The organism is Rhodococcus sp. G6(2025), assembly GCF_058628105.1.
Genome location: NZ_CP179750.1, coordinates 3015281 through 3035610, shown reverse-complemented (window position 1 = coordinate 3035610; position 20330 = coordinate 3015281). Strand labels below are relative to the sequence as shown.

General features: G+C 68.3%; 25 protein-coding genes. 13 read left to right on the top strand and 12 right to left on the bottom strand.

The genetic code is table 11. The features are described 5' to 3' along the window. Nucleotides 1–118: 118 nt before the first annotated feature. Nucleotides 119–1252: a DUF3152 domain-containing protein gene (locus ACLIVD_RS13795; protein WP_280781649.1), complete on the bottom strand. Its 1134-nt coding sequence runs from the start codon at nt 1250–1252 to the stop codon at nt 119–121. Nucleotides 1253–1476: 224 nt separating this feature from the next. Between ACLIVD_RS13795 and fasR the strand changes: the two genes are divergently transcribed. After that, nucleotides 1477–2148, top strand: a complete 672-nt coding sequence (gene fasR / locus ACLIVD_RS13790; RefSeq protein ID WP_009479561.1) for an HTH-type transcriptional activator FasR — start codon at nt 1477–1479, stop codon at nt 2146–2148. A gap of 57 nt (nt 2149–2205) precedes the next feature. Here the strand turns inward: fasR and ACLIVD_RS13785 are convergent, their stop codons facing one another. Both ACLIVD_RS13785 and ACLIVD_RS13780 read right to left on the bottom strand, forming a co-directional pair. Then, a complete protein-coding gene (locus ACLIVD_RS13785; RefSeq protein WP_005259708.1) occupies nt 2206–2436 on the bottom strand; it encodes a DUF3107 domain-containing protein in 231 nt (76 codons plus the stop codon). A 112-nt stretch (nt 2437–2548) separates the two neighbouring features. Further along, complete coding sequence (locus ACLIVD_RS13780) at nt 2549–3229, bottom strand: ferritin-like fold-containing protein (RefSeq protein ID WP_009479559.1); 681 nt, start codon at nt 3227–3229, stop codon at nt 2549–2551. Nucleotides 3230–3551: 322 nt separating this feature from the next. On the opposite strand from ACLIVD_RS13780, the gene ACLIVD_RS13775 reads away from it, so the two are divergent. After that, nucleotides 3552–5195, top strand: coding sequence for a DEAD/DEAH box helicase (locus ACLIVD_RS13775; protein ID WP_491932875.1), 1644 nt, complete (start codon nt 3552–3554; stop codon nt 5193–5195). 9 nt (nt 5196–5204) lie between these two features. Further along, the gene (locus ACLIVD_RS13770) at nt 5205–6419 is read left to right on the top strand and encodes an Rv3212 family protein (RefSeq protein WP_477953825.1); all 1215 of its coding nucleotides are present in this window, start codon (nt 5205–5207) and stop codon (nt 6417–6419) included. Nucleotides 6420–6428: 9 nt separating this feature from the next. Here ACLIVD_RS13770 and ACLIVD_RS13765 read toward each other — a convergent pair whose 3' ends face one another. Both ACLIVD_RS13765 and ACLIVD_RS13760 read right to left on the bottom strand, forming a co-directional pair. Beyond that, the gene (locus tag ACLIVD_RS13765) at nt 6429–6842 is read right to left on the bottom strand and encodes a VOC family protein (protein ID WP_280781646.1); all 414 of its coding nucleotides are present in this window, start codon (nt 6840–6842) and stop codon (nt 6429–6431) included. Nucleotides 6843–6896: 54 nt separating this feature from the next. Further along, nucleotides 6897–7883 carry a GlxA family transcriptional regulator gene (locus ACLIVD_RS13760; RefSeq protein ID WP_491932592.1) on the bottom strand — a complete coding sequence of 329 codons (987 nt, stop codon included), beginning with the start codon at nt 7881–7883 and terminating at the stop codon, nt 6897–6899. 99 nt (nt 7884–7982) lie between these two features. On the opposite strand from ACLIVD_RS13760, the gene ACLIVD_RS13755 reads away from it, so the two are divergent. Continuing rightward, nucleotides 7983–8813, top strand: a complete 831-nt coding sequence (locus tag ACLIVD_RS13755) for an NAD(P)H-dependent oxidoreductase (protein ID WP_418342069.1) — start codon at nt 7983–7985, stop codon at nt 8811–8813. An 8-nt stretch (nt 8814–8821) separates the two neighbouring features. Beyond that, nucleotides 8822–9652: an SDR family oxidoreductase gene (locus ACLIVD_RS13750; RefSeq protein WP_280781643.1), complete on the top strand. Its 831-nt coding sequence runs from the start codon at nt 8822–8824 to the stop codon at nt 9650–9652. Here the strand turns inward: ACLIVD_RS13750 and ACLIVD_RS13745 are convergent. Continuing rightward, the gene (locus tag ACLIVD_RS13745) at nt 9624–10421 is read right to left on the bottom strand and encodes a ParA family protein (protein WP_105413157.1); all 798 of its coding nucleotides are present in this window, start codon (nt 10419–10421) and stop codon (nt 9624–9626) included. The two genes, ACLIVD_RS13750 and ACLIVD_RS13745, sit on opposite strands and share 29 nt — an antisense overlap. Before the next feature lie 69 nt (nt 10422–10490). Here ACLIVD_RS13745 and ACLIVD_RS13740 point away from each other — a divergent pair, with 69 nt between their 5' ends. After that, on the top strand, nt 10491–11105 hold the full coding sequence (locus ACLIVD_RS13740) for an acid phosphatase (RefSeq protein WP_283335223.1): 615 nt from the start codon (nt 10491–10493) through the stop codon (nt 11103–11105). Further along, a complete protein-coding gene (locus ACLIVD_RS13735) occupies nt 11102–11581 on the top strand; it encodes a GNAT family N-acetyltransferase (RefSeq protein WP_280781641.1) in 480 nt (159 codons plus the stop codon). Before ACLIVD_RS13740 ends, ACLIVD_RS13735 begins: the two co-directional genes overlap by 4 nt. Here the strand turns inward: ACLIVD_RS13735 and ACLIVD_RS13730 are convergent. Beyond that, complete coding sequence (locus tag ACLIVD_RS13730) at nt 11578–12015, bottom strand: hypothetical protein (RefSeq protein WP_005240102.1); 438 nt, start codon at nt 12013–12015, stop codon at nt 11578–11580. The genes ACLIVD_RS13735 and ACLIVD_RS13730 overlap by 4 nt on opposite strands. Nucleotides 12016–12091: 76 nt before the next feature. Between ACLIVD_RS13730 and ACLIVD_RS13725 the strand changes: the two genes are divergently transcribed. After that, the gene (locus ACLIVD_RS13725) at nt 12092–13048 is read left to right on the top strand and encodes a diacylglycerol/lipid kinase family protein (protein ID WP_105413159.1); all 957 of its coding nucleotides are present in this window, start codon (nt 12092–12094) and stop codon (nt 13046–13048) included. Nucleotides 13049–13287: 239 nt separating this feature from the next. After that, entirely contained in the window at nt 13288–13542 is a 255-nt protein-coding gene (locus ACLIVD_RS13720; protein ID WP_005240099.1) for a WhiB family transcriptional regulator, read from the top strand. Between the two features lie 60 nt (nt 13543–13602). Here the strand turns inward: ACLIVD_RS13720 and ACLIVD_RS13715 are convergent, their stop codons facing one another. Continuing rightward, nucleotides 13603–15105, bottom strand: a complete 1503-nt coding sequence (locus tag ACLIVD_RS13715; protein ID WP_280781639.1) for a sensor histidine kinase — start codon at nt 15103–15105, stop codon at nt 13603–13605. A 17-nt stretch (nt 15106–15122) separates the two neighbouring features. Further along, on the bottom strand, nt 15123–15338 hold the full coding sequence (locus tag ACLIVD_RS13710) for a biotin/lipoyl-binding carrier protein (protein WP_005240095.1): 216 nt from the start codon (nt 15336–15338) through the stop codon (nt 15123–15125). Nucleotides 15339–15432: 94 nt separating this feature from the next. Between ACLIVD_RS13710 and ACLIVD_RS13705 the strand changes: the two genes are divergently transcribed. Beyond that, nucleotides 15433–15507 carry a 50S ribosomal protein bL37 gene (locus ACLIVD_RS13705; RefSeq protein WP_022597109.1) on the top strand — a complete coding sequence of 25 codons (75 nt, stop codon included), beginning with the start codon at nt 15433–15435 and terminating at the stop codon, nt 15505–15507. Between the two features lie 70 nt (nt 15508–15577). On the opposite strand, the gene rsrA is transcribed toward ACLIVD_RS13705, so the two are convergent. Next, a complete protein-coding gene (gene rsrA, locus ACLIVD_RS13700) occupies nt 15578–15859 on the bottom strand; it encodes a mycothiol system anti-sigma-R factor (protein ID WP_005240092.1) in 282 nt (93 codons plus the stop codon). After that, nucleotides 15856–16593 carry a sigma-70 family RNA polymerase sigma factor gene (locus ACLIVD_RS13695; RefSeq protein ID WP_280781772.1) on the bottom strand — a complete coding sequence of 246 codons (738 nt, stop codon included), beginning with the start codon at nt 16591–16593 and terminating at the stop codon, nt 15856–15858. Before ACLIVD_RS13695 ends, rsrA begins: the two co-directional genes overlap by 4 nt. Nucleotides 16594–16691: 98 nt before the next feature. Here ACLIVD_RS13695 and ybaK point away from each other — a divergent pair, with 98 nt between their 5' ends. Next, a complete protein-coding gene (gene ybaK / locus ACLIVD_RS13690) occupies nt 16692–17186 on the top strand; it encodes a Cys-tRNA(Pro) deacylase (RefSeq protein ID WP_491932591.1) in 495 nt (164 codons plus the stop codon). Here the strand turns inward: ybaK and ACLIVD_RS13685 are convergent. Further along, nucleotides 17173–17940 carry an SOS response-associated peptidase gene (locus ACLIVD_RS13685; RefSeq protein WP_283335220.1) on the bottom strand — a complete coding sequence of 256 codons (768 nt, stop codon included), beginning with the start codon at nt 17938–17940 and terminating at the stop codon, nt 17173–17175. The genes ybaK and ACLIVD_RS13685 overlap by 14 nt on opposite strands. A gap of 78 nt (nt 17941–18018) precedes the next feature. On the opposite strand from ACLIVD_RS13685, the gene aroA reads away from it, so the two are divergent. Continuing rightward, nucleotides 18019–19335 carry a 3-phosphoshikimate 1-carboxyvinyltransferase gene (gene aroA / locus ACLIVD_RS13680; RefSeq protein WP_283335219.1) on the top strand — a complete coding sequence of 439 codons (1317 nt, stop codon included), beginning with the start codon at nt 18019–18021 and terminating at the stop codon, nt 19333–19335. Next, nucleotides 19281–20321, top strand: coding sequence for a ribosome small subunit-dependent GTPase A (gene rsgA, locus ACLIVD_RS13675; protein WP_280781635.1), 1041 nt, complete (start codon nt 19281–19283; stop codon nt 20319–20321). The genes aroA and rsgA overlap by 55 nt, the downstream gene beginning before the upstream one ends. Nucleotides 20322–20330: the final 9 nt, after the last annotated feature.

Genomic DNA, 20330 nt, shown 5'->3' with positions numbered 1-20330 from the left:
CACGGCCCACTCCTGACGTTGCGCGACAGCTTCCGATGCGTCGGACAGCATTGACTTCAACGCTCCGACAGGGTCCATTCTTCCCCTCCCGCCGGCAGTCGCGCGGGGCGGCCCCTGCTCACGCCCTCGGGAACGGCCACGGATTGAAATGGCAGGTCAGACCGTTCATCGGGACGATACCCTCGGGGTCGAGCTGCGCGATGTCGTTGTTGGCCGTGCCGAACGTCTGCTGCATCATCACCGGCGCGAGGCCGCCCTCGGTCTCGCACGGCTGGTGGTCCTGGTAGCCGATGGCGTGCCCGACCTCGTGGTTGATCTGGTACTGCCGGTACGACCCGATGTCGCCCTGGAACGCGATGGCTCCCCGCACCCAGCGCGGCTCGTTGAGGACGACGCGATCGATGCCGGGGTTGTAGCAGGACACCTCCAGCTGGATGTCGTAGCCGCACGCCTCACGGATGGTCATCTGCGACGTCAGCGACACCCGGAAGTCGGGGTCGCCCTGGTCGACGCGGCGGAACGCGAACCGCGGGTCCTTCGTCCAGCTCTTCGGATTCGACAGCGTCTGGTCGACCATCCGGCCGAACGACTCGTCGCCGCCGAACCCGGACGTGTCGACCCCGTCCTCGATCTCGACGCTGTACGTGAATTCGCGTTCGGTGCCCTGCCCGATCTTGGTTCCGCTTCCGGGAACCACGTGCCAGGTGCCTGCGCCGACCGCCGTGAACGGACCTCCCTCGGGCAGCGCGCCCGAGGGAAGTTCGGCGGCGAAGTTACCGTCGGCCTCCGGCGGGATCCCGATGACGCTCGAACCGTCGGTGTCGCGGGACAGGGTGCCGAATCCGGGGGTGTCGGTCTCGGCCGTCGTCTCGCTGCCGCCGCCGGTGTCCCGGACCGCGTCGACCACCACGAGAACGGTGACCACCAGCAGGATCGGGATCGCGTAGGCCCGCCAGCCGTAGGTGGAGACGAACCGGCCGATGCGGCTCTGCTTCCGCGCCTGCCGCTCGGGGCGCGGGTTCCGGGGCCTGCCGACGTCGCGGCTGGTCGGGTCCCATTGCGCACGGAGCGGTTGATGCGACTGTGGTGCCGACTGCGAAGTGTGGGGACGGACGTCACGCTGGTCGATGCTGCGCGATCGTCGCTCCCCGTCCTCGGAGCTCTGGGGAGCCCGGCCGCGAACACGCGGTCCTCCTCGGTCAGTCACGCAGCCCAGAATCTCACAGTCCGGCACCGCCTCGTCCCAGCGCACCGTCCGCAGGTCATTCGGCGTGTCACGCAGAGGCGATCCGCAACGTCGCGGCTACCCGGGCGACCAGGCGCACCCGACCGCCGCAGGGTCCCAGTTACCGGTCAGGCAATATCCTTGACCGGGCGAGTCCAGCGAGTCCACCATGAACGGTTCACTACGCGCGGGTATCGTTCACACAGTTACACAGAATGTGACGCGGAATACTTGTGCAGATTGGAAGCGCTATGACTGAACTCGCGGATCGGACGAACTCCGATCGCGATGCCACCCCCGGAAAGGGCACCGGGGCCCGTCGCAGCACGCGACTCCCCCGTGACGCCCGGCGACTGCAGCTACTCGCCGCAGCCAGCGAGGTCTTCGTCACACGCGGATACCACGCTGCCGGTATGGACGAGATCGCCGAGTGCGCCGGTGTGAGCAAGCCCGTCCTCTACCAGCACTTCCCCGGCAAGCTCGAGCTGTACGTGGCGGTGTTGCAGAGCTATGTCGACAGCCTGATCTCCGGCGTCCGGCAGGCACTGCGCTCGACCACGGACAACAAGCAGCGTGTCCGCGCCGCGGTGCAGGCGTTCTTCGACTTCGTCGACAACGACTCGCAGGGTTTCCGGCTCGTGTTCGAGTCGGACCTCATGGGTGAGCCCCAGGTGCAGAGCCGCGTCGAGCAGGCCACCGAGGCGTGCGTGGACGCCGTGTTCGACCTCGTCAGCCACGACTCCGGTCTCGATCCCTACCGCGCCCGCATCCTCGCTGTCGGCCTCGTCGGCGCCAGCCAGTTCACCGCGCGGTACTGGCTCGAGGCGTCGCGCCCGATCCCGAAGGAAGAAGCGGTCGACACGACGGTCACGCTCGCGTGGGGCGGTCTGTCCCGCGTGCCGCTGCATCCCGAACAGCGCTGACACCGTGCACGAGAAAGGGCCCGCAGTCGAGTCGACTGCGGGCCCTTTCTCGTGTGTTCACTTGGTCGGAGCGAATCCGACCTTGCGGATATCGGACGGGCCGATCTCCACGTAGGCGATCTTGCTGGACTGCACGAGGTACTTGCGTCCCTTGTCGTCCTGCAGAGACAAGATCCCGTCGCCACCGGTGAGGGCGTCCGAGACCAATGTCTCGACCTCGTCCGGGGTCTGCTCGCTGCTGACGATGAGCTCACGCGGGCTGTCGATTACACCGATCTTGACCTCCACGGTCAACCTCCGAACTCTCCGAGAAACATCAGCTGTCCTGGCAAGGCTAATGCAGTGGCCGCCGCCGGTGCGCGTCCGTGGGCTGTGCCCTGAGCGAACATGCCGTCACACCTCACACAAGCCCGAGCACGGCCATGCGTTCGGCGTGCATCTCCTGCATGCGGTCGAACAGTGCGACGACGCCGTTGAGGTCGCCGGACGCGGAGATGACGAGTTCGGTGAGCGCCTCCCGCTGCGCGAGGACGAACTGTGCCTGGGTGATGGCCTCGCCGAGCAGTCGCCTGCCCCAGAGCATGAGGCGGTCCTTGTCGCGGTTGCTGGCCTTGATCGCCTGCTGCACCTCGTGGACGACGAACTCCGAGTGGCCGGTCTGCGAGAGCACCTCCTCGACCGTCCGCGAGACCTCGGCGGGCAGCGAGTGCCCGATCTCGCGGTAGAAGTCGGCGGCGATCCCGTCACCGACGTAGGCCTTCACCAATGCCTCGAGCCACGTCGACGGTGTGGTGGACGCGTGGTAGTTGTTCAGGGGGCGGACGAACGGATCCATCGCCTCGAAGATGTCGAACCCACGCGCGGTCAGCGCCTTCTCGAGCATCTCGAAGTGGCCCATCTCGGCGGCGGCCATGCTTGCGAGCGCCACTTTGCCCTGCAGGGTCCGCGCCATCTGCGCGTCCTCGGACAGCCGGTAGAACGCGGAGATCTCGCCGTACGCGAGGACCGCGAAGAGTTCACTGACGCCGGGGTGATCAGCGGGAATGGTGGAATCAGAGGATGCAGGCGTGTTGGGCTCCATGGCGCCACAGCCTAGTGGGTCACCCAGTGATGTTTGCCATGCGTAACCGGTTGTGGGGCGTTCTCCGGCTACAATGATCATGGGCAACCGCTCGTCACCACGTTCGCCTCCACGGAGAACGCGGTTTGAGTGATGATCGATCACGATCCGATCAGCGGTTCCCACCGATAATGTGCGCGCACCTGATCGACGGTCCCAGCCGCGCCTCGCCGAAATCTTCGATTTCAGCGCTGAGGCAGTGGCAGGATCGACTCGGAAGAGGACATCGACGAGCGTCGACTGGGAAATCGGGCCGACCAGCGGCCTGGCCCTTACCTCGTGCGTGCGTGCAGCTACGAGGAAGGCCAGTCCCCTGAGCAAGATCACTGTCGACCATGAAGACGACGCAACCGAGACCACGCTGTCGGCGCAACTCGACTCCACGCACGTCGCCCCCACTTTCGCCGAGCTCGGAGTGCGTGACGAGATCGTCCGCGCTCTCGACGAGATCGGCATCGAGCGGACGTTCGCGATCCAGGAGCTGACGCTCCCCCTCGCCCTCGCCGGCGACGACCTGATCGGTCAGGCCCGCACGGGCATGGGCAAGACGTTCGGTTTCGGCGTCCCGCTGCTCCACCGCATCTCCAGTGGCACCACCGGGACGGCCGCACTCGACGGCACTCCCCGCGCGCTGGTCATCGTCCCCACCCGCGAGCTGTGCATCCAGGTCACCAAGGACCTCGAGGGCGCAGCGAAGTATCTGAAGGGCGAGAAGAACAAGCTCGAGGTCCTCGCCATCTACGGTGGCCGCCCGTACGAGACGCAGATCGCGACGCTCCAGAAGGGCGCCGACGTCGTCGTGGGCACCCCGGGTCGTCTGCTCGACCTCGCCAACCAGGGTCATCTGATCCTGGGCAAGGTCGAGGTCCTCGTTCTCGACGAGGCCGACGAGATGCTCGACCTGGGCTTCCTGCCCGACATCGAGCGCATCCTCGGAATGGTGCCGGACAAGCGCCAGACGATGCTGTTCTCGGCGACCATGCCGGGTCCGATCATCACGCTCGCCCGCACGTTCCTCACCCAGCCGACGCACATCCGCGCCGAGCAGGCCGACGACTCGGCGGTGCACGACCGGACCAGCCAGCACATCTACCGGGCGCACGCGCTCGACAAGGCGGAGATGGTGGCCCGCGTGCTGCAGGCCGACGGCCGCGGCGCGACGATGATCTTCACCCGCACCAAGCGCACCGCCCAGAAGGTCGCCGACGATCTCGCCGAGCGGGGTTTCTCCGTCGGCTCCGTCCACGGCGACCTCAATCAGTTTGCTCGCGAGAAGGCGCTGAAGGCGTTCCGCACGGGCAAGATCGACGTGCTGGTCGCAACGGACGTCGCGGCCCGCGGCATCGATATCGACGATGTCACCCACGTCATCAACTACCAGTGCCCCGAGGACGAGAAGACGTACGTCCACCGGATCGGCCGCACCGGGCGGGCGGGCCGCACCGGCATCGCCGTGACGCTGGTGGACTGGGACGACATCCCCCGCTGGCAGCTCATCGACAAGGCTCTCGGCCTCGGCATCCCCGATCCGGCGGAGACGTACTCCAGCTCCCCGCACCTGTTCGAGGAGCTGTCGATCCCGGCCGGCGCGACCGGCACGATCAAGCGCCCCCGGGTGGAGAAGCCCGAGAAGGTCGCATCCGAGCGGAGCGAGAACACGGGCGCCGAGCGGAGCGAGAGCTCCGATATCGAGCAGGGCGAGAAGGCCGAGCGCACGGAGCGTCCGGCACGCACCCGCACCCGCCGCCGCACCCGTGGTGGCCGCCCCGCGGACTCCGTGGGCCCCAAGTCCGTGTCGCCGGAGCCGACGGCACCCGAATCCGCCGCTTCGAGCGGGGACACCGACGGCGAGGGTGCCTCCAAGCCCCGCCGGCGTCGTCGCCGCCGGACCACGAAGGTCGGCGCCGCCGCGACGAACGCGGAGTAAACAACCACCGTGCTCGCACCTGAGCGGCGCTCGCGCGCCGATCTCGTCGTCGCTGCCGGAATCGCCGTCGCGGTCGTGGTCGCCCTCACCGTGGTGTGGTTCCGTAGCGATGCCCGGGGCACCACCTCGGTCACCGCCGCCGAGCCGCCGCCTGCGCTCGTCACGGCCCTGACGGTTCCTGAGACGCTGAGCCCGATCTGGGACTCCGCCAGTTCCGCCACCTCCGCGCCCCTCGTCGTCGCTGGTGCGGTCGTCACCGCCGACGGTGGGGACGTCGTGGGACGGGACCGGATGTCGGGTACCGAGCTGTGGCGGTACGAGCGCGATCTCGACCTGTGCGGTGTGACGGCGTCGTGGGAGAAGGTCGTGGCCGTCTACCGCGACGACCGCGGCTGCTCCCAGGCCACCGAACTCGACGGCGGTACCGGTGAGCGTCTGGCCCAGCGGAGCAGCGACGCCGATTCCGAGGTGACGCTGAAGGCCGACGGTACGTATGTGGCATCTCTCGGCGACCGCCGGCTGGAATTGTGGCGCTCCGACCTCGTCCGCACCGTCGAGTACGGCCGGGTGGACGCGCCCGTGAACCCCAGGAGGCAGCCACGCAGCGGATGCACGCTGATCGACGTCGGTTCGAGTAGCAGCAGGCTGTCCGTTCTCGAGCGCTGTCCCGGCGAGGTAGCCGATCGTCTGACGGTCATGAACCCGTCGCCGAAGGACAATCAGGAACCCGAGGAGTACGGGTCGAGCGTCCTGGCGGGGGTGGATGCCGGCGTCGAGGGCGCTCGCATCCTCGGGGTGTCCGGCGAGACCACGGCCGTCTACCTCCCCGCCGGCCCGTCGTACGGACCGCGGATCGGCCTGTTCGACGGCACCGGCAACGCCGTGTCCGAATACGCGCTCACCGCCCGGGTCGGCCCGGACCCCGTCACGTCGACAGGCAGTTCGGCGGTCACCTGGTGGACCGGTTCGGACGTGGTGTCACTCGGCGCCTCCGATCTCGTACCGCGCTGGATCTTCCCGGGCGCTCTCGGCCCGGGAGCGGTGATGGCCGGAAACCTGCTGGTTCCGGTGGAATCCGGCATCGCCGTGCTCGACTTGTCGACCGGCGCGTTGCTTCGCACGATCCCGGTTGCGCGTGACGCCGCGGCGGGGCCGATCCTCACGACGGTGGCCGGCGACGTCGTCCTCGAACAGCGCGGCGATGCTGTCGTGGCGCTGCGCTGAGATCGCCCGTCACGCCGGTTCGGCGAACACCACGAGATAGCCGTCGAGGTCGCGGATCCAGATCTCGCGATGTCCCGCATTGGGATTGACGTGCACGTCCGTGACCACGTCGGCACCCGCCTCCCGCACCCTCGCAACGGTGCCGTCGAAGTCGGGGGTCTCGAACCAGATCGCCACCCCGTTTCCCCGCGGGAGCGAAGGATCGCCGAGGGGGCCGTGGTGGTGGCCCTCGTCGAGCCGGTGCAGTTGCAGGATCATGTGCCCGTCGACGAGGAGTTGCTCGTAGTCCCGTCCACCGTGGCCGCTGCGCGCGTCCAGGACCTTCCGGTACCACTCGCCTGCGCGTTCGACGTCGTCGACGGCGAGAAGCGGCTGAGCCCGCATCGTCAGAGTGTTGTTTCGAGGCGTGTCCGAGACTGTCATGGCCTCGACGTTAGCGCCGCGCACTCCCCCGCACTTGGACGAATGAGCATGCCGTCAACGGAAAGTGGCGCGGTACGCGGACGGTGAGACGCCGACCGTGCGCGAGAGGTGTTGTCGCAGCGACGTCGCGGTGCCGAATCCCGCGGCCGCCGCCACGTCGTCCACCGGCAGGTCGGTGTTCTCGAGCAGTTCGCGGGCGCGGATGATCCGCTGTTCGAGAACCCACTGCGTCGGCGACATCCCCGTCTCGGCCCGGAATCGCCGGGTGAACGTGCGCACGCTCATCGACTCCCACGCGGCCAGCTCCCGCAGCGACAGCGGTTGATCGAGATGCAACAGCGCCCGCGCCCGCGCTCGCGCCGTGGACGCACCGTCGGCGTCCGGGACGGGCTCGGTGATGAACTGCGCCTGACCACCGCTGCGATGAGGCGGCACGACCGTTCCCCGCGCCACCTCGTTGGCCACCGACGCACCGTGGTCGAGACGAATCATGTACAGGCACAGATCGATTCCGGACGCGACGCCGGCGGCGGTGAGCACGCCGCCGTCGTGCGTGTAGAGCACGCCGGGGTCCAGGTGCACGTCCGGGTAACGCCGCCGGAACGCGTCCGCCGACTTCCAGTGCGTCGTGGCACGCCGGTTCTCGAGAAGCCCTGCCGCGGCGAGGACGAACGAGCCCGTGCAGATCGATGCCACCCGCGTGCCCGGGCGAATGTGCGCGAGGGCGTCCGCGAGGTGGCGGGGCAGGCGCCCGTCCTCCGGCGGGTCGTAGTCCTGATCGGACGCCGGGATCACGACGGTGTCGGCCGTGCCGAGAAGTGCCGGGCCGTGCTCGACGGTGATCGTCACGTCGGTGTCGGTACGGACGGCGCCGGGTGTGAGGGTGCACGTGAGGACCTCGTACAGCGGTTCGCCCTCCCGCGATCGCGCCTCACCGAACAATCGGTGGACGATTCCGAACTCGATCGGGAGCAGACCGTCGCGCACGAACACGACCACGCGATGGCGACGCACGGTCCGCTTACCTCTCGAATCGGACATGGCCCGATTATTTCACATATCGTCCCACCGGCCACTGTCGCGGCCACCGCCGCGCGTCCATGATCGGAGAGGTCAGGACGACCGAGCGGAAGGCGAACCATGAAGATCCTGTGGGTATCGGCACATCCCGAACCGAAGTCCCTGAACGCGGCACTCCGCAGCGACGCCCTCTCGGCACTGCGCGGCGCCGACCACGACATCCGGACCTCGGACCTGTACGCGATGCGATGGAACCCGGTGGTGACGGCAGACGATTTCGGACACGACCCCCACCACCGCCTCCTCGTCGGCGCGCGGTCGGGTCAGGCCCTGACCGAGGGCACCCTGGCCCCCGACATCCGCGCCGAGCAGCGCAAACTCGCGTGGGCCGACGCGGTGATCGTGCAGTTCCCGCTGTGGTGGTACGGCATGCCCGCGATCCTCAAGGGCTGGTTCGACCGGGTCTTCGTCGAGGGGTACGGCTACGGACTGCGCCGCGAGGACGGCTCCACCCGGCGGTACGGCGACGGAACCCTGGCCGGCAAGCGGGCGATGACGGTCGTCAGTTTCGGCGGCAGCGCCGACAGCGCGGGCGCACGTGGGATCAACGGCCAGATGGACGAACTCCTGTTCCCGATCCACCACGGAATCTTCTGGTACACGGGGATGTCCGTACTGCCCCCGGTCCTGATCGACAGCGCGGACCGGTTGCCCGCCGAGCACTACCCGGGTGTCGCGGCCCGGTTGATCGATCGCCTGTCCGGCCTGTTCACCGACGCGCCGTTGCCTTTCCGCTCCCAGAACGGCGGCGACTACGACGCCCGGTTCGTGCTGCACGAGGACCGGGCGCCCGGCGTCACGGGACTGCGCGCCCACTACGCCGACGCGGAGTCCGGCACGCGTGAATCGGAGTCCGAAGTCCGCACCACCGCGATCTGTAACGTGTTCTAATTCACGGCATGGCAACCTACGTGATCACCGGCGCCGCCTCGGGCATCGGGGCGGCGAGCCGCCGCACGCTCGAGTCCGGCGGTCATACCGTCATCGGAGTCGACCTCGCACACACCGACGTGACCGCCGACCTGTCGACCCCCGGCGGACGAACCGCGGCGGCCGACGCCGTGTCCGAGGCAAGCGGCGGAGTCGTGGACGGTCTCGTCTGTTGCGCAGGACTCGGCTCGCTGTCGCACGTCCCGGGCGGCAGGCTCGTCGCGGTCAACTACTTCGGGGCCGTGGAACTCGTGACGGCCCTGAAGCCCGCCCTCGAGCGCGCGGACGGCGCCTCGGTGGTGGTGATCTCGTCGAGCAGCACCACCACACAGCCGGGGATTCCCGAGAATCTGGTGACCGCGTGCCTCGACGGCGACGAGGCGGAGGCGGTGCGCATCGGCGACCAGGTGACCGCCATCCCGGCATACCCCGCGTCCAAGCTCGCATTGGCCTGGTGGATTCGGCGCGAAGCGGTACGGCCCGAGTGGATCGGCAACGGCATACGACTCAACGCGATCGCGCCGGGCATGATCGACACACCGATGACCAGCGGGGACGACCTCGACCCCGAACTGGCGAAGGCGCTGGACTTCTATCCGGTGCCGCTGGGCAGGCGCGGACGCCCGGACGAGATCGCCGCGCTCGTCGAGTTCCTGCTCGGACCGGGGTCGACACTGTTCTGCGGCAGCATCGTCTTCGCCGACGGGGGCACGGACGCCCAGTTACGCCAACAGGATTGGCCTGCCGCGTGGAATCCGACGCCGGAAGAACTTACTCGGCACTTCCAGGCGAAAACGTAGCCAGCTCGGATCCCGCCCAGTGCTTGGCGAGGTTCTCGGCCAGGTCCCGGTACGCCTGGGCACCCTTGTTCTTGCGCCCCGCCAGCACCGTGGCACCCGACGCCGTCGCCTCCGCGAATCGCACCGTCCGCGGGATCGGCGGCGCGAGGACCGGCAGGTTGTAGCGGTCGGACACGTCGGAGAGCACGTCCCGGCTGTGCGTCGTGCGGGCGTCGTACAGCGTCGGCAGCGCTCCGAGCAGCACCAGGTCGGGGTTGGTGATCTGCTGCACCTCGGTGACCGTCCGCAGCAACTGCCCCACACCGCGGTGGGCGAGCGTCTCGCACTGCAACGGCACCAGTACCGACTGCGCCGCCGTGAGCCCGTTGAGCGTGAGCACACCGAGCGACGGCGGGCAGTCGAGGATGATCGTGTCGTAGTCGTCCAGCAACGGCGCCAGAGCGCGCTTGAGGGCGAACTCACGACCGGGACGCATGAGCAGCAACGCTTCCGCGCCCGCGAGGTCGATCGTCGCGGGCAGAAGGGCGACACCGTCCTCGGTGTCGATCACGGCCTCCTGCGCCGCCAGATCACCCGTCAGCACCTCGTGGACGGAGGCGTCCAGGCGGTCCGGGTTGTGCCCGAGGGAGAACGTCAGACATCCCTGCGGGTCGAGATCCACCACCAGGACCTTCTGGCCCAGCCCGACGAGGGCTGCGCCGAGAGAAGCGACCGTGGTGGTCTTCGCGACCCCACCCTTCTGATTTGCCACTGCTAGAACCGTTGTCACGGCTCGATCCTTACCTACTTCGTCCCCGGAGGCGAGCCATACACGCAGATTGACTGACATGATGGATGGATGCCACCCAGTGATTCGCCGCGCGGCCGTCGGATCGTCCTCCTCCGACACGGCGAAACGGAATGGGCCCGTTGGGGTAAACACACCGGTCGGACCGACGTCCACCTCACCGAACTGGGTGAAGCCCAGGCGCGGCGGGTGGGTCCGGCGATGGACGCCCTCGAACTGCGCGACCCCCTCGTCATCGTCAGCCCGCGGCAACGCGCCCGGGAGACGGCGGAGCTGGCGGGATTGAAGATCCAGCGCACCTGGGACGCGCTCGCCGAATGGGATTACGGGATCTACGAGGGCATGACGACCCCCGAGATCAGGCAGCAGGTGCCGGACTGGACCGTGTGGACGCACCCGTGCCCTCGCGGCGAACAGGCCGAGCAGGTGCACACCCGGTGCGACCTCGTACTGTCTGTCGCTCATTCGCAACTCGTCGACCGTGACGTGATCCTCGTCGGGCACGGTCACTTCTCGCGCGGGCTCATCGCCCGCTGGGCGGAGCTTCCCATCAGTGAGGGGCGCCGGTTCGCGATGTCGCCGGGCGCGTACTCCGTCCTCGGCTTCGAGCACGGGGCGCAACAGGTGGTCAGCCACAACGTGACAAGCGAGGAAGGTGCCCGATGATCAGACGCGCAGTACCCGAGGACGTCTCCGCGATCACCGCCATGATCTACGAACTCGCCGAACACCAGCGGGCCCGTGACGAGTGCACCGTCACCGCCGACCAGATCGACGACGCCCTGTTCGGTCCGCAGCCGTCGACCTTCGCCCACGTCGCGACGAACGACGACGACCGGGTCGTCGGGATCGCGGTGTGGTTCCGGAACTTCTCCACCTGGGACGGAACGCACGGCATCTACCTCGAGGACCTGTTCGTCAGCCCGTCGGAGCGCGGTTCCGGGCACGGCAAGGCCCTGCTCGCCACACTCGCGAAGGAGTGCGTCGACAACGGCTACACGCGACTGTCGTGGTCGGTGGTCAACTGGAACAAGCCGTCGATCGCGTTCTACGAGTCGCTGGACGCGCACCCGCAGGACGAATGGACCACGTACCGGCTGACCGGGGATCCGCTCGGCCGCCTCGCGTCCGAGGTGAGCTAGCGGTCCGATGGGTTGTCGGCGTCGGCCTCCTGGCCGTACTCGGCAGCCATCCACTTCGACGTGGGACTGCTGAACAGGCACCCGAGGGCCGCCACGACGACGACGCCGAGCAGCACACCGAAGAACGGCTGGTGCGAATCGGTGAGCAGCGACCACGCCACCGGGAGCAGGAGAAGTTGGGCGACGATCGCGATCGCCCGCCCCCAGCGCCGGCCGAAGATCAGCGCGAGCCCGGCGGCGAGCACGGCGCCCCCGAGAATCGCGAACCAGGCCGCGGTGCCGTATCCGCTGCTGACGCTCTGGTCGTGCCCGAGCAGTCCCCGGATGACCAGCACCACGGCGACACCGACCGCCACCGCGCCCTCGAGCGACACCAGGGCGCCCGCCGCGCGGACCGTGGTGGGCGTGGACTTGCTGAGAGACGGCTTCGGCACGTCGGCCAGCCTAGAACACCCCGTCGCCGGCGGCCTCGGATGGTGACACGTCCCGCCCCCGCTAGGCTTGGGCCCCGTGCGCGCGCTGCTGATCGTCAACCCCAATGCCACATCGACGACTCCGGCCGGGCGTGATCTCCTCGCCCACGCGCTGTCGAGCCGGGTGCGGTTGACGGTCGCGCACACGACACACCGCGGTCACGCCGCCGAACTTGCGCAGCAGGCCTGTGTGGACGGGATGGGCCTGATCATCGTCCACGGCGGAGACGGCACCGTGAACGAGGTGGTCAACGGACTGCTCGGCACCCCGGTACCGAAGTCGATGAGCGCGGTGACGGTGGGGCCGATTCCCCCGATCGCCGTCGTCCCCGGTGGGTCGGCGAACGTGTTCGCCCGCTCGCTCGGCATCGCGCCCGACCCGGTGGACGCCACCAACCAGCTCATCGATCTCCTCGCCCGCAGGCAGCGGCGCCGGATCGGGCTCGCGCACTGCGACAACCGCTGGTTCACGTTCAACGCCGGTCTCGGCTGGGACGCCCAGGTGTGTGAGGCGGTCGACATGCACCGCAAGAACGGGCGGCCGGCCACACCGGCGCAGTATGTCCGCGCGGCGGTGCGGGTGTTCTTCCGGTCGAAATACGCGGAGCCGACGCTCACCGTCGAGGTTCCCGATCACGATCCGGTCGAGGGCGTTCACTACGCATTCGTGTCGAACGCGAGTCCCTGGACGTATCTGAACAAGCGGGAAGTGCACACGAATCCCGACACCACCTACGACACCGGCCTCGGCGTCTTCGCGATGCGGTCCACCGCGATCCTCACCACGCTGCGGGTGGCCCGCCAGCTGCTGACCCCCGGAACCCGTCCGAAGGCGAAGAAGCTGGTCCGGGTCGACGACGTGCCGTCCGTGCGGATCTCCGCGTCGGAACCCATCGGACTGCAGATGGACGGCGACTACATCGGACTGCGCAAAGTCGTCGAGTTCGTGTCGGTGCCCGAGGCGCTGGATGTGGTCGCGCCGGCGCGACCCTGAGCAATTCTCGAGAATCGCCGTTTTCACCTAGCGGGAAGTGCCTGCACCGGGTACAAAGGACGGCGCACCTCGAAGGGCAGCCTAAGTACGTGAGCTCCCCCACGGTGCGGCGGTTTTCTATTGACATCCCGCCAGTTCGTGAAAGCATTCACAAGCAACAGTGCGGAAACATTCTCTACGCACACATGAACTCATGAAGACGAAACGGTGCATTTAGCACCCAGTTAAGGAGCAGAAGGATGGACTGGCGCCACAAGGCAATCTGTCGCGACGAAGACCCCGAGTTGTTCTTCCCTGTGGGCAACAGCGGTCCGGCTCTCGCGCAGATTGCTGATGCCAAGGTTGTCTGCAACCGCTGCCCGGTGACCGCCGAATGCCTCTCGTGGGCACTCGAGTCGGGCCAGGACGCCGGTGTGTGGGGCGGCATGAGCGAAGACGAGCGACGCGCACTCAAGCGCCGCAACGCTCGGACGCGTGCCCGCACCACCGTCTGATACTTCAGAAGGAGACGGGCCCGGCACCACATGGTGCCGGGCCTTTTGCTTGCCCCCCGATCAGTACCGCGGCCCACGACGGCCCAGCGGTACGCGTAACACGGCATCCGTTCCACCCTCCGGCCCGGGATGCAGCCCGAGGGAGCCGTTCAGCTCGGCGGCCACCAGAGTCCGGACGATCTGCAGACCGAGACGGTCGGACCGCTCGAGGCTGAAACCGGGCGGCAATCCCCTGCCGTCGTCGTGGATCACGACGTCCAGCCACCGCGCAGAACGCTCGGCCCTCATGGTGACCGTGCCCGGAGCGCCGGGTTCGAAGGCGTGCTCGATCGCGTTCTGCACGAGTTCGGTCAGCACCATCACCAGCGGCGTGGCCCGCTCCGCGGAGAACACCCCGAAGCTGCCCTCCCGGCGGACCTTGATCGGCGTACTCACCGTCGCCACGTCGGACAGGATCGGCACCAGACGGTCGACGACCTCGTCGAGGTTCACTTCCTCGTCCACCGACATCGACAACGTGTCGTGCACGAGGGCTATCGACGTGACGCGGCGCACCGATTCGCTCAGCGCCTGCCGGGCTTCCTCGTTGTTGGTGCGGCGGGCCTGCAGTCGCAGGAGCGCCGCCACGGTCTGCAGATTGTTCTTCACCCGGTGATGGATCTCGCGGATCGTCGCGTCCTTGCTGAGCAGCGCGCGATCCCGCCTCTTCACCTCGGTGACGTCCCGCACGACGACGGCGGCGCCGACGCGCTTCCCGCCGGGTTTGAGGACCAGCGCCCGGAGCAGGACGGTCGCTCCCCTGGCCTCGATCTCCATGCGGCGGCCCGGCTTGTCGGCGATGGTGTCGCGGATGTACCCGGCGACCTCCTGCGACTCGAACGGATCCGTCACGAGCGACCGCGTGGTGGCGGCCAGGTTCTGGCCGATCAGGTCCGAGCTGAGACCCATCCGGTGATAGGCCGACAGCGCATTGGGACTCGCGTAGACCACGCTGCCGTCGGTGTCGAGGCGGATGAAGCCGTCGCCGGCGCGGGGACTCGAGTTGGTGTCCGACCGGGCCTCCCGGATCGGGAAGGTGCCGTCGCTGATCATCTGGCACAGATCATCGGCGCAGTCGAGATACGCGACCTCGAGCGGGCTCTGCGCCCGCTGGTGCGACAGGTTGGTGTCCCGGCTCAGGACCGCGATCACTTCGCCGTTCCACCGCACCGGGACCGCTTCCCCGCGCGGCGGCAGACCGGCGTGCCCGCCGCCGTCCTCGGGGCGCACGACGCGGCCCTCGAGCAGCGCCTGCAGCACCTGAGGGTGTTCCGACTCCGACACGACCGTCCCGACGACATCCTCCGGGAAGGCGGTCGACGCGGTGGTGGGCCTGCAGTGCGCGACGCAGATCACGGTGCCGGTCGAGTTGGTGGCCGCGGAATCCGTTCCGACCCAGAGCAGAACGTCCGCGAAGGAGAGGTCGGCGAGCAACTGCCACTCACCGACGACTCGCTGGAGGTGATCGACGGCCTCGCCGGGCAGGTCGGTGTGTTCGGCGAGCAGGTCACTCAGTGTGGACATCGTCGGTGGGTGTCAGCTCAGGAGATCACTGCGATCAGGTCGCCCTGCTGGATCACGTCGCCGACCTTGACGTCCACGGAGGTGACCGTGCCGGGCTCTTCGGCGATGACGGGGATCTCCATCTTCATCGACTCGAGGATGACGAGGGTGTCGCCCTCCTTCACCTCGTCACCCGCGCTCACCACAACCTGATACACCGTCGAAACCATTTCGGCGCGCACGTCTTCTGCCATTGTGATCCTTCACTCCCGGGTGTCGAGAAAGCCCTGTTGCAAGGACACCCAACCACACGTGGAAGACTGTGGTGAAAAGAAGGGAGATCTACTCATGGGTAAGCGTGGTCGTAAGAAGCGCAGTCGCAAGGGCAACGCCGCAAACCACGGCAAGCGTCCCAACGCCTGACGCGCCGTAGAACGCACCAGGGGCCGGAAAGCAGCGATGCTTTCCGGCCCCTGATTGCTGTTCTGACGAGTTATGCGTCGGGTTCGGTATTCGTAATGAGGATCGTCCGCCGCAACTCGATGGAGAGCCTCTGACGGAGGCTTTCCGGTGCGTGCTCCCCGCCGCACTTTCGGTTCACGAGGGACTTCACCTTCTCCTCGATGCCGTACGCCTCGAGGCACGACCCACACTCGTCGAGGTGCCTCTGCAGCCGCGCCCGCGACGCCTCATCGCATTCACGGTCCAGCATCAGCCAGACGTCCGCGATGACGGCGGAGCAGTCGAGCTGCTCGAATTCGTCCTGCTCGCTCACCGAGAAACCTCCTGCTCCGCGCTCACTGCACTGTCGCCGGGCACGTCGTCGGTGCCCCCACGGTTGAATCCACGTTCGCGTGCGACGTCGGCGAGCAGACCTCGGAGCTGCTTGCGCCCACGGTGCAGTCGCGACATCACGGTCCCGATCGGGGTGCCCATGATCTCGGCGATCTCCTTGTAGGGGAACCCCTCGACGTCGGCGTAGTAGACGGCCATCCGGAACTCCTCCGGCAGGGCCTGGAGTGCTTCCTTGATGTCGTCGTCGGGCAACGCGTCCAGAGCCTCGACCTCGGCGGACCGCAGACCGGTCGACGAATGTTCCGCCGTCGCCGCCAGCTGCCAGTCGGTGATCTCGTCGGTGGGGTACTGCGCGGGCTGGCGCTGCTTCTTGCGGTACGAGTTGATGTACGTGTTCGTGAGAATCCGGTACAGCCACGCCTTGAGGTTGGTGCCCTCGCGGAACGAACGGAACGCCGTGTAGGCCTTCACGTACGTCTCCTGCACGAGGTCCTCGGCGTCCGCCGGGTTTCTGGTCATCCTCAGAGCAGCGCCGTACAGCTGATCCAGAAGTGGGAGCGCGTCCCTTTCGAAACGCGCGATCAACTCGTCCTGTGGCTCGGCCTGGTCTGCCGTCGGACGGTCATGTTCCTGCACGCTGATCCCTTCGGTCGCCGTGGGCGTCAACGTTACCGCCAACTGCAGACGCGACGTGGGCTCCATCACCGAGGACATCACGATACGGACCACTCCCTTCGATGCACTGTTGTTCTGCAGGTACCAACACACCTCTCGTCCGGTGTGTTCCCGACCGCGTGGCAGAGTGTCTGTCCATGGCCGGAACTGCCACTCCCGCGACGAAGCTGCTCGTGAAACACCGCGTCGACCACACCGTGCACTGCTACGCGCACGATGCGCGGGCGGAGTCGTACGGTTCGGAGGCCGTCGACGCCCTGGGCGAGACGGTCGGCGTCACCGCCCATCAGGTGTTCAAGACGCTGGTGATCAAACTCGACACCGGCAAGCTGGCTGTGGCGGTCGTGCCGGTGCCGGAGAAATTGTCGCTGAAGGCGGCGGCCGCGGCGCTGGGCGCGGGCAAGGCCGTGATGGCGGACCGTACCGAGGCGGAGCGCTCCACCGGGTACGTCTTCGGGGGCATCTCACCGCTCGGACAGCGCAAGGCACTCCCGACGGTCGTCGACGCGTCGGCGCTCGACTGGGACCGGGTGCTGTGCAGCGCCGGCAGGCGCGGACTCGAGATCGAACTCGCCCCCGCCGACCTGGTGCGGCTCAGCGGAGCCGTCACCGCTGCGGTCACAGCAGGCTGATCTGCTCCCCCACCTGCGCCTCGTCACGACCGGTTGCATCGGGGTCGAGGAGTTCCGGTCCGTTGTTCTTCACGCTGTTGACCAGCGTGGACACCCGCCGGACGGTGATGTCGGCGATGGCGTCGGGTGACACCTCGAGCAGATCCGTCGACGCGGGATGCTCGGGATCGAGCCACGCGGACCAGCGCTCGCGGGGCATCACCAGCGGCATCCGGTCGTGCACGTTCTCGAGCTGGGCGGCTGAGTCGACCGTGATGATGCTGCAGCTCAGGACCGGGGGCGACTCCGCGACCGCAGGATCGTGCCAGACCGACCACAGTCCGGCCATGTACAGGCGCGAGCCGTCCTCCGGCGACATGTAGTACGGAATCTTCTTCATCTTCTTCGCCTTACCTGACTTCTTCCCGGCGGCCGCCGCATCGACCTCGGTCTGCCACTCGTACCAGCCGTCCATCGGAACGAGGCAGCGCTTGTATGCGAACGCGTTCCGGAAGGCCGGTTTGTTGTCGACCGAATCCGCTCGCGCGTTGAACAGCACCGGCCCTTTGCCGAGCTCCTTCGTCCACGACGGCACGAGCCCCCACCGCATCCGCCGGATCCGCCGGGCGTCGTGGCGATCGACCACTGTCAGGACCTGCGTGGTGGGCGCCACGTTGAAGTCGGGCGGACTCTCCTCCTCGCCCGCCTCGTTGATCGCATCGAGGTCGGCCGCGAGTGTCGCCGGATTCGCAGTGGTCGCATACCTGCCGCACATGCCCACCAGAGTGGCACGAACCACCGACACCCGCGACACGCCGCCCAGCCCGCCCGGCGACCCGCCCGATAGGCGAAGATGGAGACCGTGAGCCTGAGCCTGTGGAACGCCCCCCGTGCCGAAGCGCCCGTCGTCGCGACGGTCGCCCTTCCCGGATCGAAGTCGATCACCAATCGCGCGCTGATCCTCGCCGCACTCGCGGACGGTCCGTCCACCCTCACCGGGGCACTGCGCAGCCGGGACACCGACCTCATGATCGATGCCCTCCGCACGCTCGGCATCAGCATCGAGACGGTCGATGCCGACACGACGCTGCGGGTCACCCCCGCACAGCTCCAGGGTGGTGCGGTCGACTGCGGCCTGGCCGGGACCGTCATGCGGTTCCTTCCTCCGGTCGCGGCGCTCGCGAGCGGAACGGTTCACTTCGACGGGGACGAGCAGGCGCGGACCCGGCCCCTCGACACGATCCTCGACGCGCTGCGCGGTCTCGGCGCGGACATCGACGGCGACTCCCTCCCGTTCACGGTCCGCGGTGCGGGCTCGCTGCGCGGTGGGCGGGTCACCATCGACGCGTCCGGCTCGTCACAGTTCGTCTCCGGGCTGCTGCTGTCGGCGGCCGCGTTCGACGAGGGCGTCACCGTGCATCACGACGGCAAGACGGTCCCGTCCATGCCGCACATCGACATGACGGTCGAGATGCTGCGCAAGTCGGGCGTCGAGGTCACGACCCCGGCGACGGGCGGGGAGGCCGACACGTGGCGGGTGAGCCCCGGCGTCGTCCGGGCCGTCGACCGGGCGATCGAACCCGACCTGTCCAATGCCACCGCCTTCCTGGCCGCCGCCGCCGTCACCGGCGGCGAGGTGACCGTTCCCCTGTGGCCGAGCAGGACGACGCAACCCGGCGACGCGATCCGGGAGATCCTCCTGGCGATGGGCGCGGACGTCCGGCTGGACGGCGCGGACCTCACCGTCCGCGGTCCGCAGCAGCTGACCGGCATCGACATCGACTTGCACGACGTGGGCGAACTCACCCCGACCGTCGCGGCGCTCGCCGCACTCGCGGACGGTCCGTCGCACCTGCGGGGCATCGCGCACCTGCGCGGCCACGAGACCGACCGGCTGGCCGCACTCGCACACGAGATCAACTCGCTGGGCGGAAACGTCACCGAGACCGAGGACGGCCTCACGATCGTCCCGGCAGCCCTGCACGGTGGAACGTGGCGCTCCTACGCCGACCATCGGATGGCGACCGCGGGCGCCATCGTCGGACTGCGGGTCGACGGCATCCAGATCGAGGACGTCGGCACCACCGCCAAGACCCTGCCCGGCTTCGAGAACCTGTGGGCCACAATGCTGTCCGCAGCCGCGGGCACCGAGCGGAAGGCGAGCTTCTGAGTCGCAGGCAGTACGACGAGTCCGACGTCCGGGTGCGCCCGGGCCGAGGAACGCGCCCGCGCACGAAGACCCGGCCGGAGCACCTCGCCGCGGAGTCGGCGATGGTCGTCTCGGTCGACCGCGGCCGGTGGGGTTGCGTGCTGGGCGGCGACCCCGAGCGTCCCCTCGTCACCATGCGCGCCCGGGAACTGGGTCGCACGCCCATCGTGGTGGGCGACGAGGTGAGCGTCGTCGGTGACCTGTCCGGCAAGCCCGACACCCTGGCGCGGATCGTGCGGGTCGCCGAACGCTCCACGGTGCTGCGACGCACCGCCGACGACACCGATCCGTACGAGCGGATCGTCGTGGCCAACGCCCAGCAGCTGCTGATCGTCGTGGCGCTCGCGGACCCGCCGCCACGGACGGGATTCGTCGAACGTGCGCTCGTCGCCGCGTACGCGGGCGGGTTGAGTCCCATCGTGTGCCTGACGAAGAGCGATCTCGAGCCGCCCGAGGAGTTCGCGAGCGCGTTCGCCGACCTCGACGTTCCCGTCGTGGTGGCCGGTCGCGACGATCCGGTCGACGAGGTGCTGTCGATGCTGTCGGGCCGGCTCACCGCGCTGATCGGCCATTCGGGGGTCGGGAAGTCGACTCTCGTCAACCGCCTAGTGCCCGACGCCGATCGGGCCGTGGGCGTGGTCTCGGGCGTCGGCAAGGGCAGGCACACGTCCACGCAATCGGTCGCACTGCCGCTTCCGACGGGCGGCTGGGCGATCGACACTCCCGGCATCCGGTCGTTCGGACTGGCCCACATCTCCCCGGAGAACGTGGTGGCCGCGTTTTCCGATCTGGCCGCGGCCATCGAGGACTGCCCGAGAGGGTGTACCCACCTCGGCCCGCCCGCGGACCCGGAATGCGCGCTCGACCAGCTGGAGGGCAAGGCCGCCAAACGCGTCGACGCGGTCCGTCACCTCCTCACGGCCATCGCGTCCAACGAAGCCTGGTGAGGGACGAAC

Coding starts and splice junctions, on each gene's coding strand:
- fasR (WP_009479561.1), top strand. CDS start 1,477: ATGACTGAACTCGCGGATCGGACGAACTCCGATCGCGATGCCACCCCC.
- ACLIVD_RS13780 (WP_009479559.1), bottom strand. CDS start 3,229: ATGGAGCCCAACACGCCTGCATCCTCTGATTCCACCATTCCCGCTGAT.
- ACLIVD_RS13765 (WP_280781646.1), bottom strand. CDS start 6,842: ATGACAGTCTCGGACACGCCTCGAAACAACACTCTGACGATGCGGGCT.
- ACLIVD_RS13760 (WP_491932592.1), bottom strand. CDS start 7,883: ATGTCCGATTCGAGAGGTAAGCGGACCGTGCGTCGCCATCGCGTGGTC.
- ACLIVD_RS13755 (WP_418342069.1), top strand. CDS start 7,983: ATGAAGATCCTGTGGGTATCGGCACATCCCGAACCGAAGTCCCTGAAC.
- ACLIVD_RS13750 (WP_280781643.1), top strand. CDS start 8,822: ATGGCAACCTACGTGATCACCGGCGCCGCCTCGGGCATCGGGGCGGCG.
- ACLIVD_RS13740 (WP_283335223.1), top strand. CDS start 10,491: ATGCCACCCAGTGATTCGCCGCGCGGCCGTCGGATCGTCCTCCTCCGA.
- ACLIVD_RS13735 (WP_280781641.1), top strand. CDS start 11,102: ATGATCAGACGCGCAGTACCCGAGGACGTCTCCGCGATCACCGCCATG.
- ACLIVD_RS13720 (WP_005240099.1), top strand. CDS start 13,288: ATGGACTGGCGCCACAAGGCAATCTGTCGCGACGAAGACCCCGAGTTG.
- ACLIVD_RS13715 (WP_280781639.1), bottom strand. CDS start 15,105: ATGTCCACACTGAGTGACCTGCTCGCCGAACACACCGACCTGCCCGGC.
- ACLIVD_RS13710 (WP_005240095.1), bottom strand. CDS start 15,338: ATGGCAGAAGACGTGCGCGCCGAAATGGTTTCGACGGTGTATCAGGTT.
- ACLIVD_RS13695 (WP_280781772.1), bottom strand. CDS start 16,593: ATGTCCTCGGTGATGGAGCCCACGTCGCGTCTGCAGTTGGCGGTAACG.
- ybaK (WP_491932591.1), top strand. CDS start 16,692: ATGGCCGGAACTGCCACTCCCGCGACGAAGCTGCTCGTGAAACACCGC.
- ACLIVD_RS13685 (WP_283335220.1), bottom strand. CDS start 17,940: ATGTGCGGCAGGTATGCGACCACTGCGAATCCGGCGACACTCGCGGCC.
- aroA (WP_283335219.1), top strand. CDS start 18,019: ATGGAGACCGTGAGCCTGAGCCTGTGGAACGCCCCCCGTGCCGAAGCG.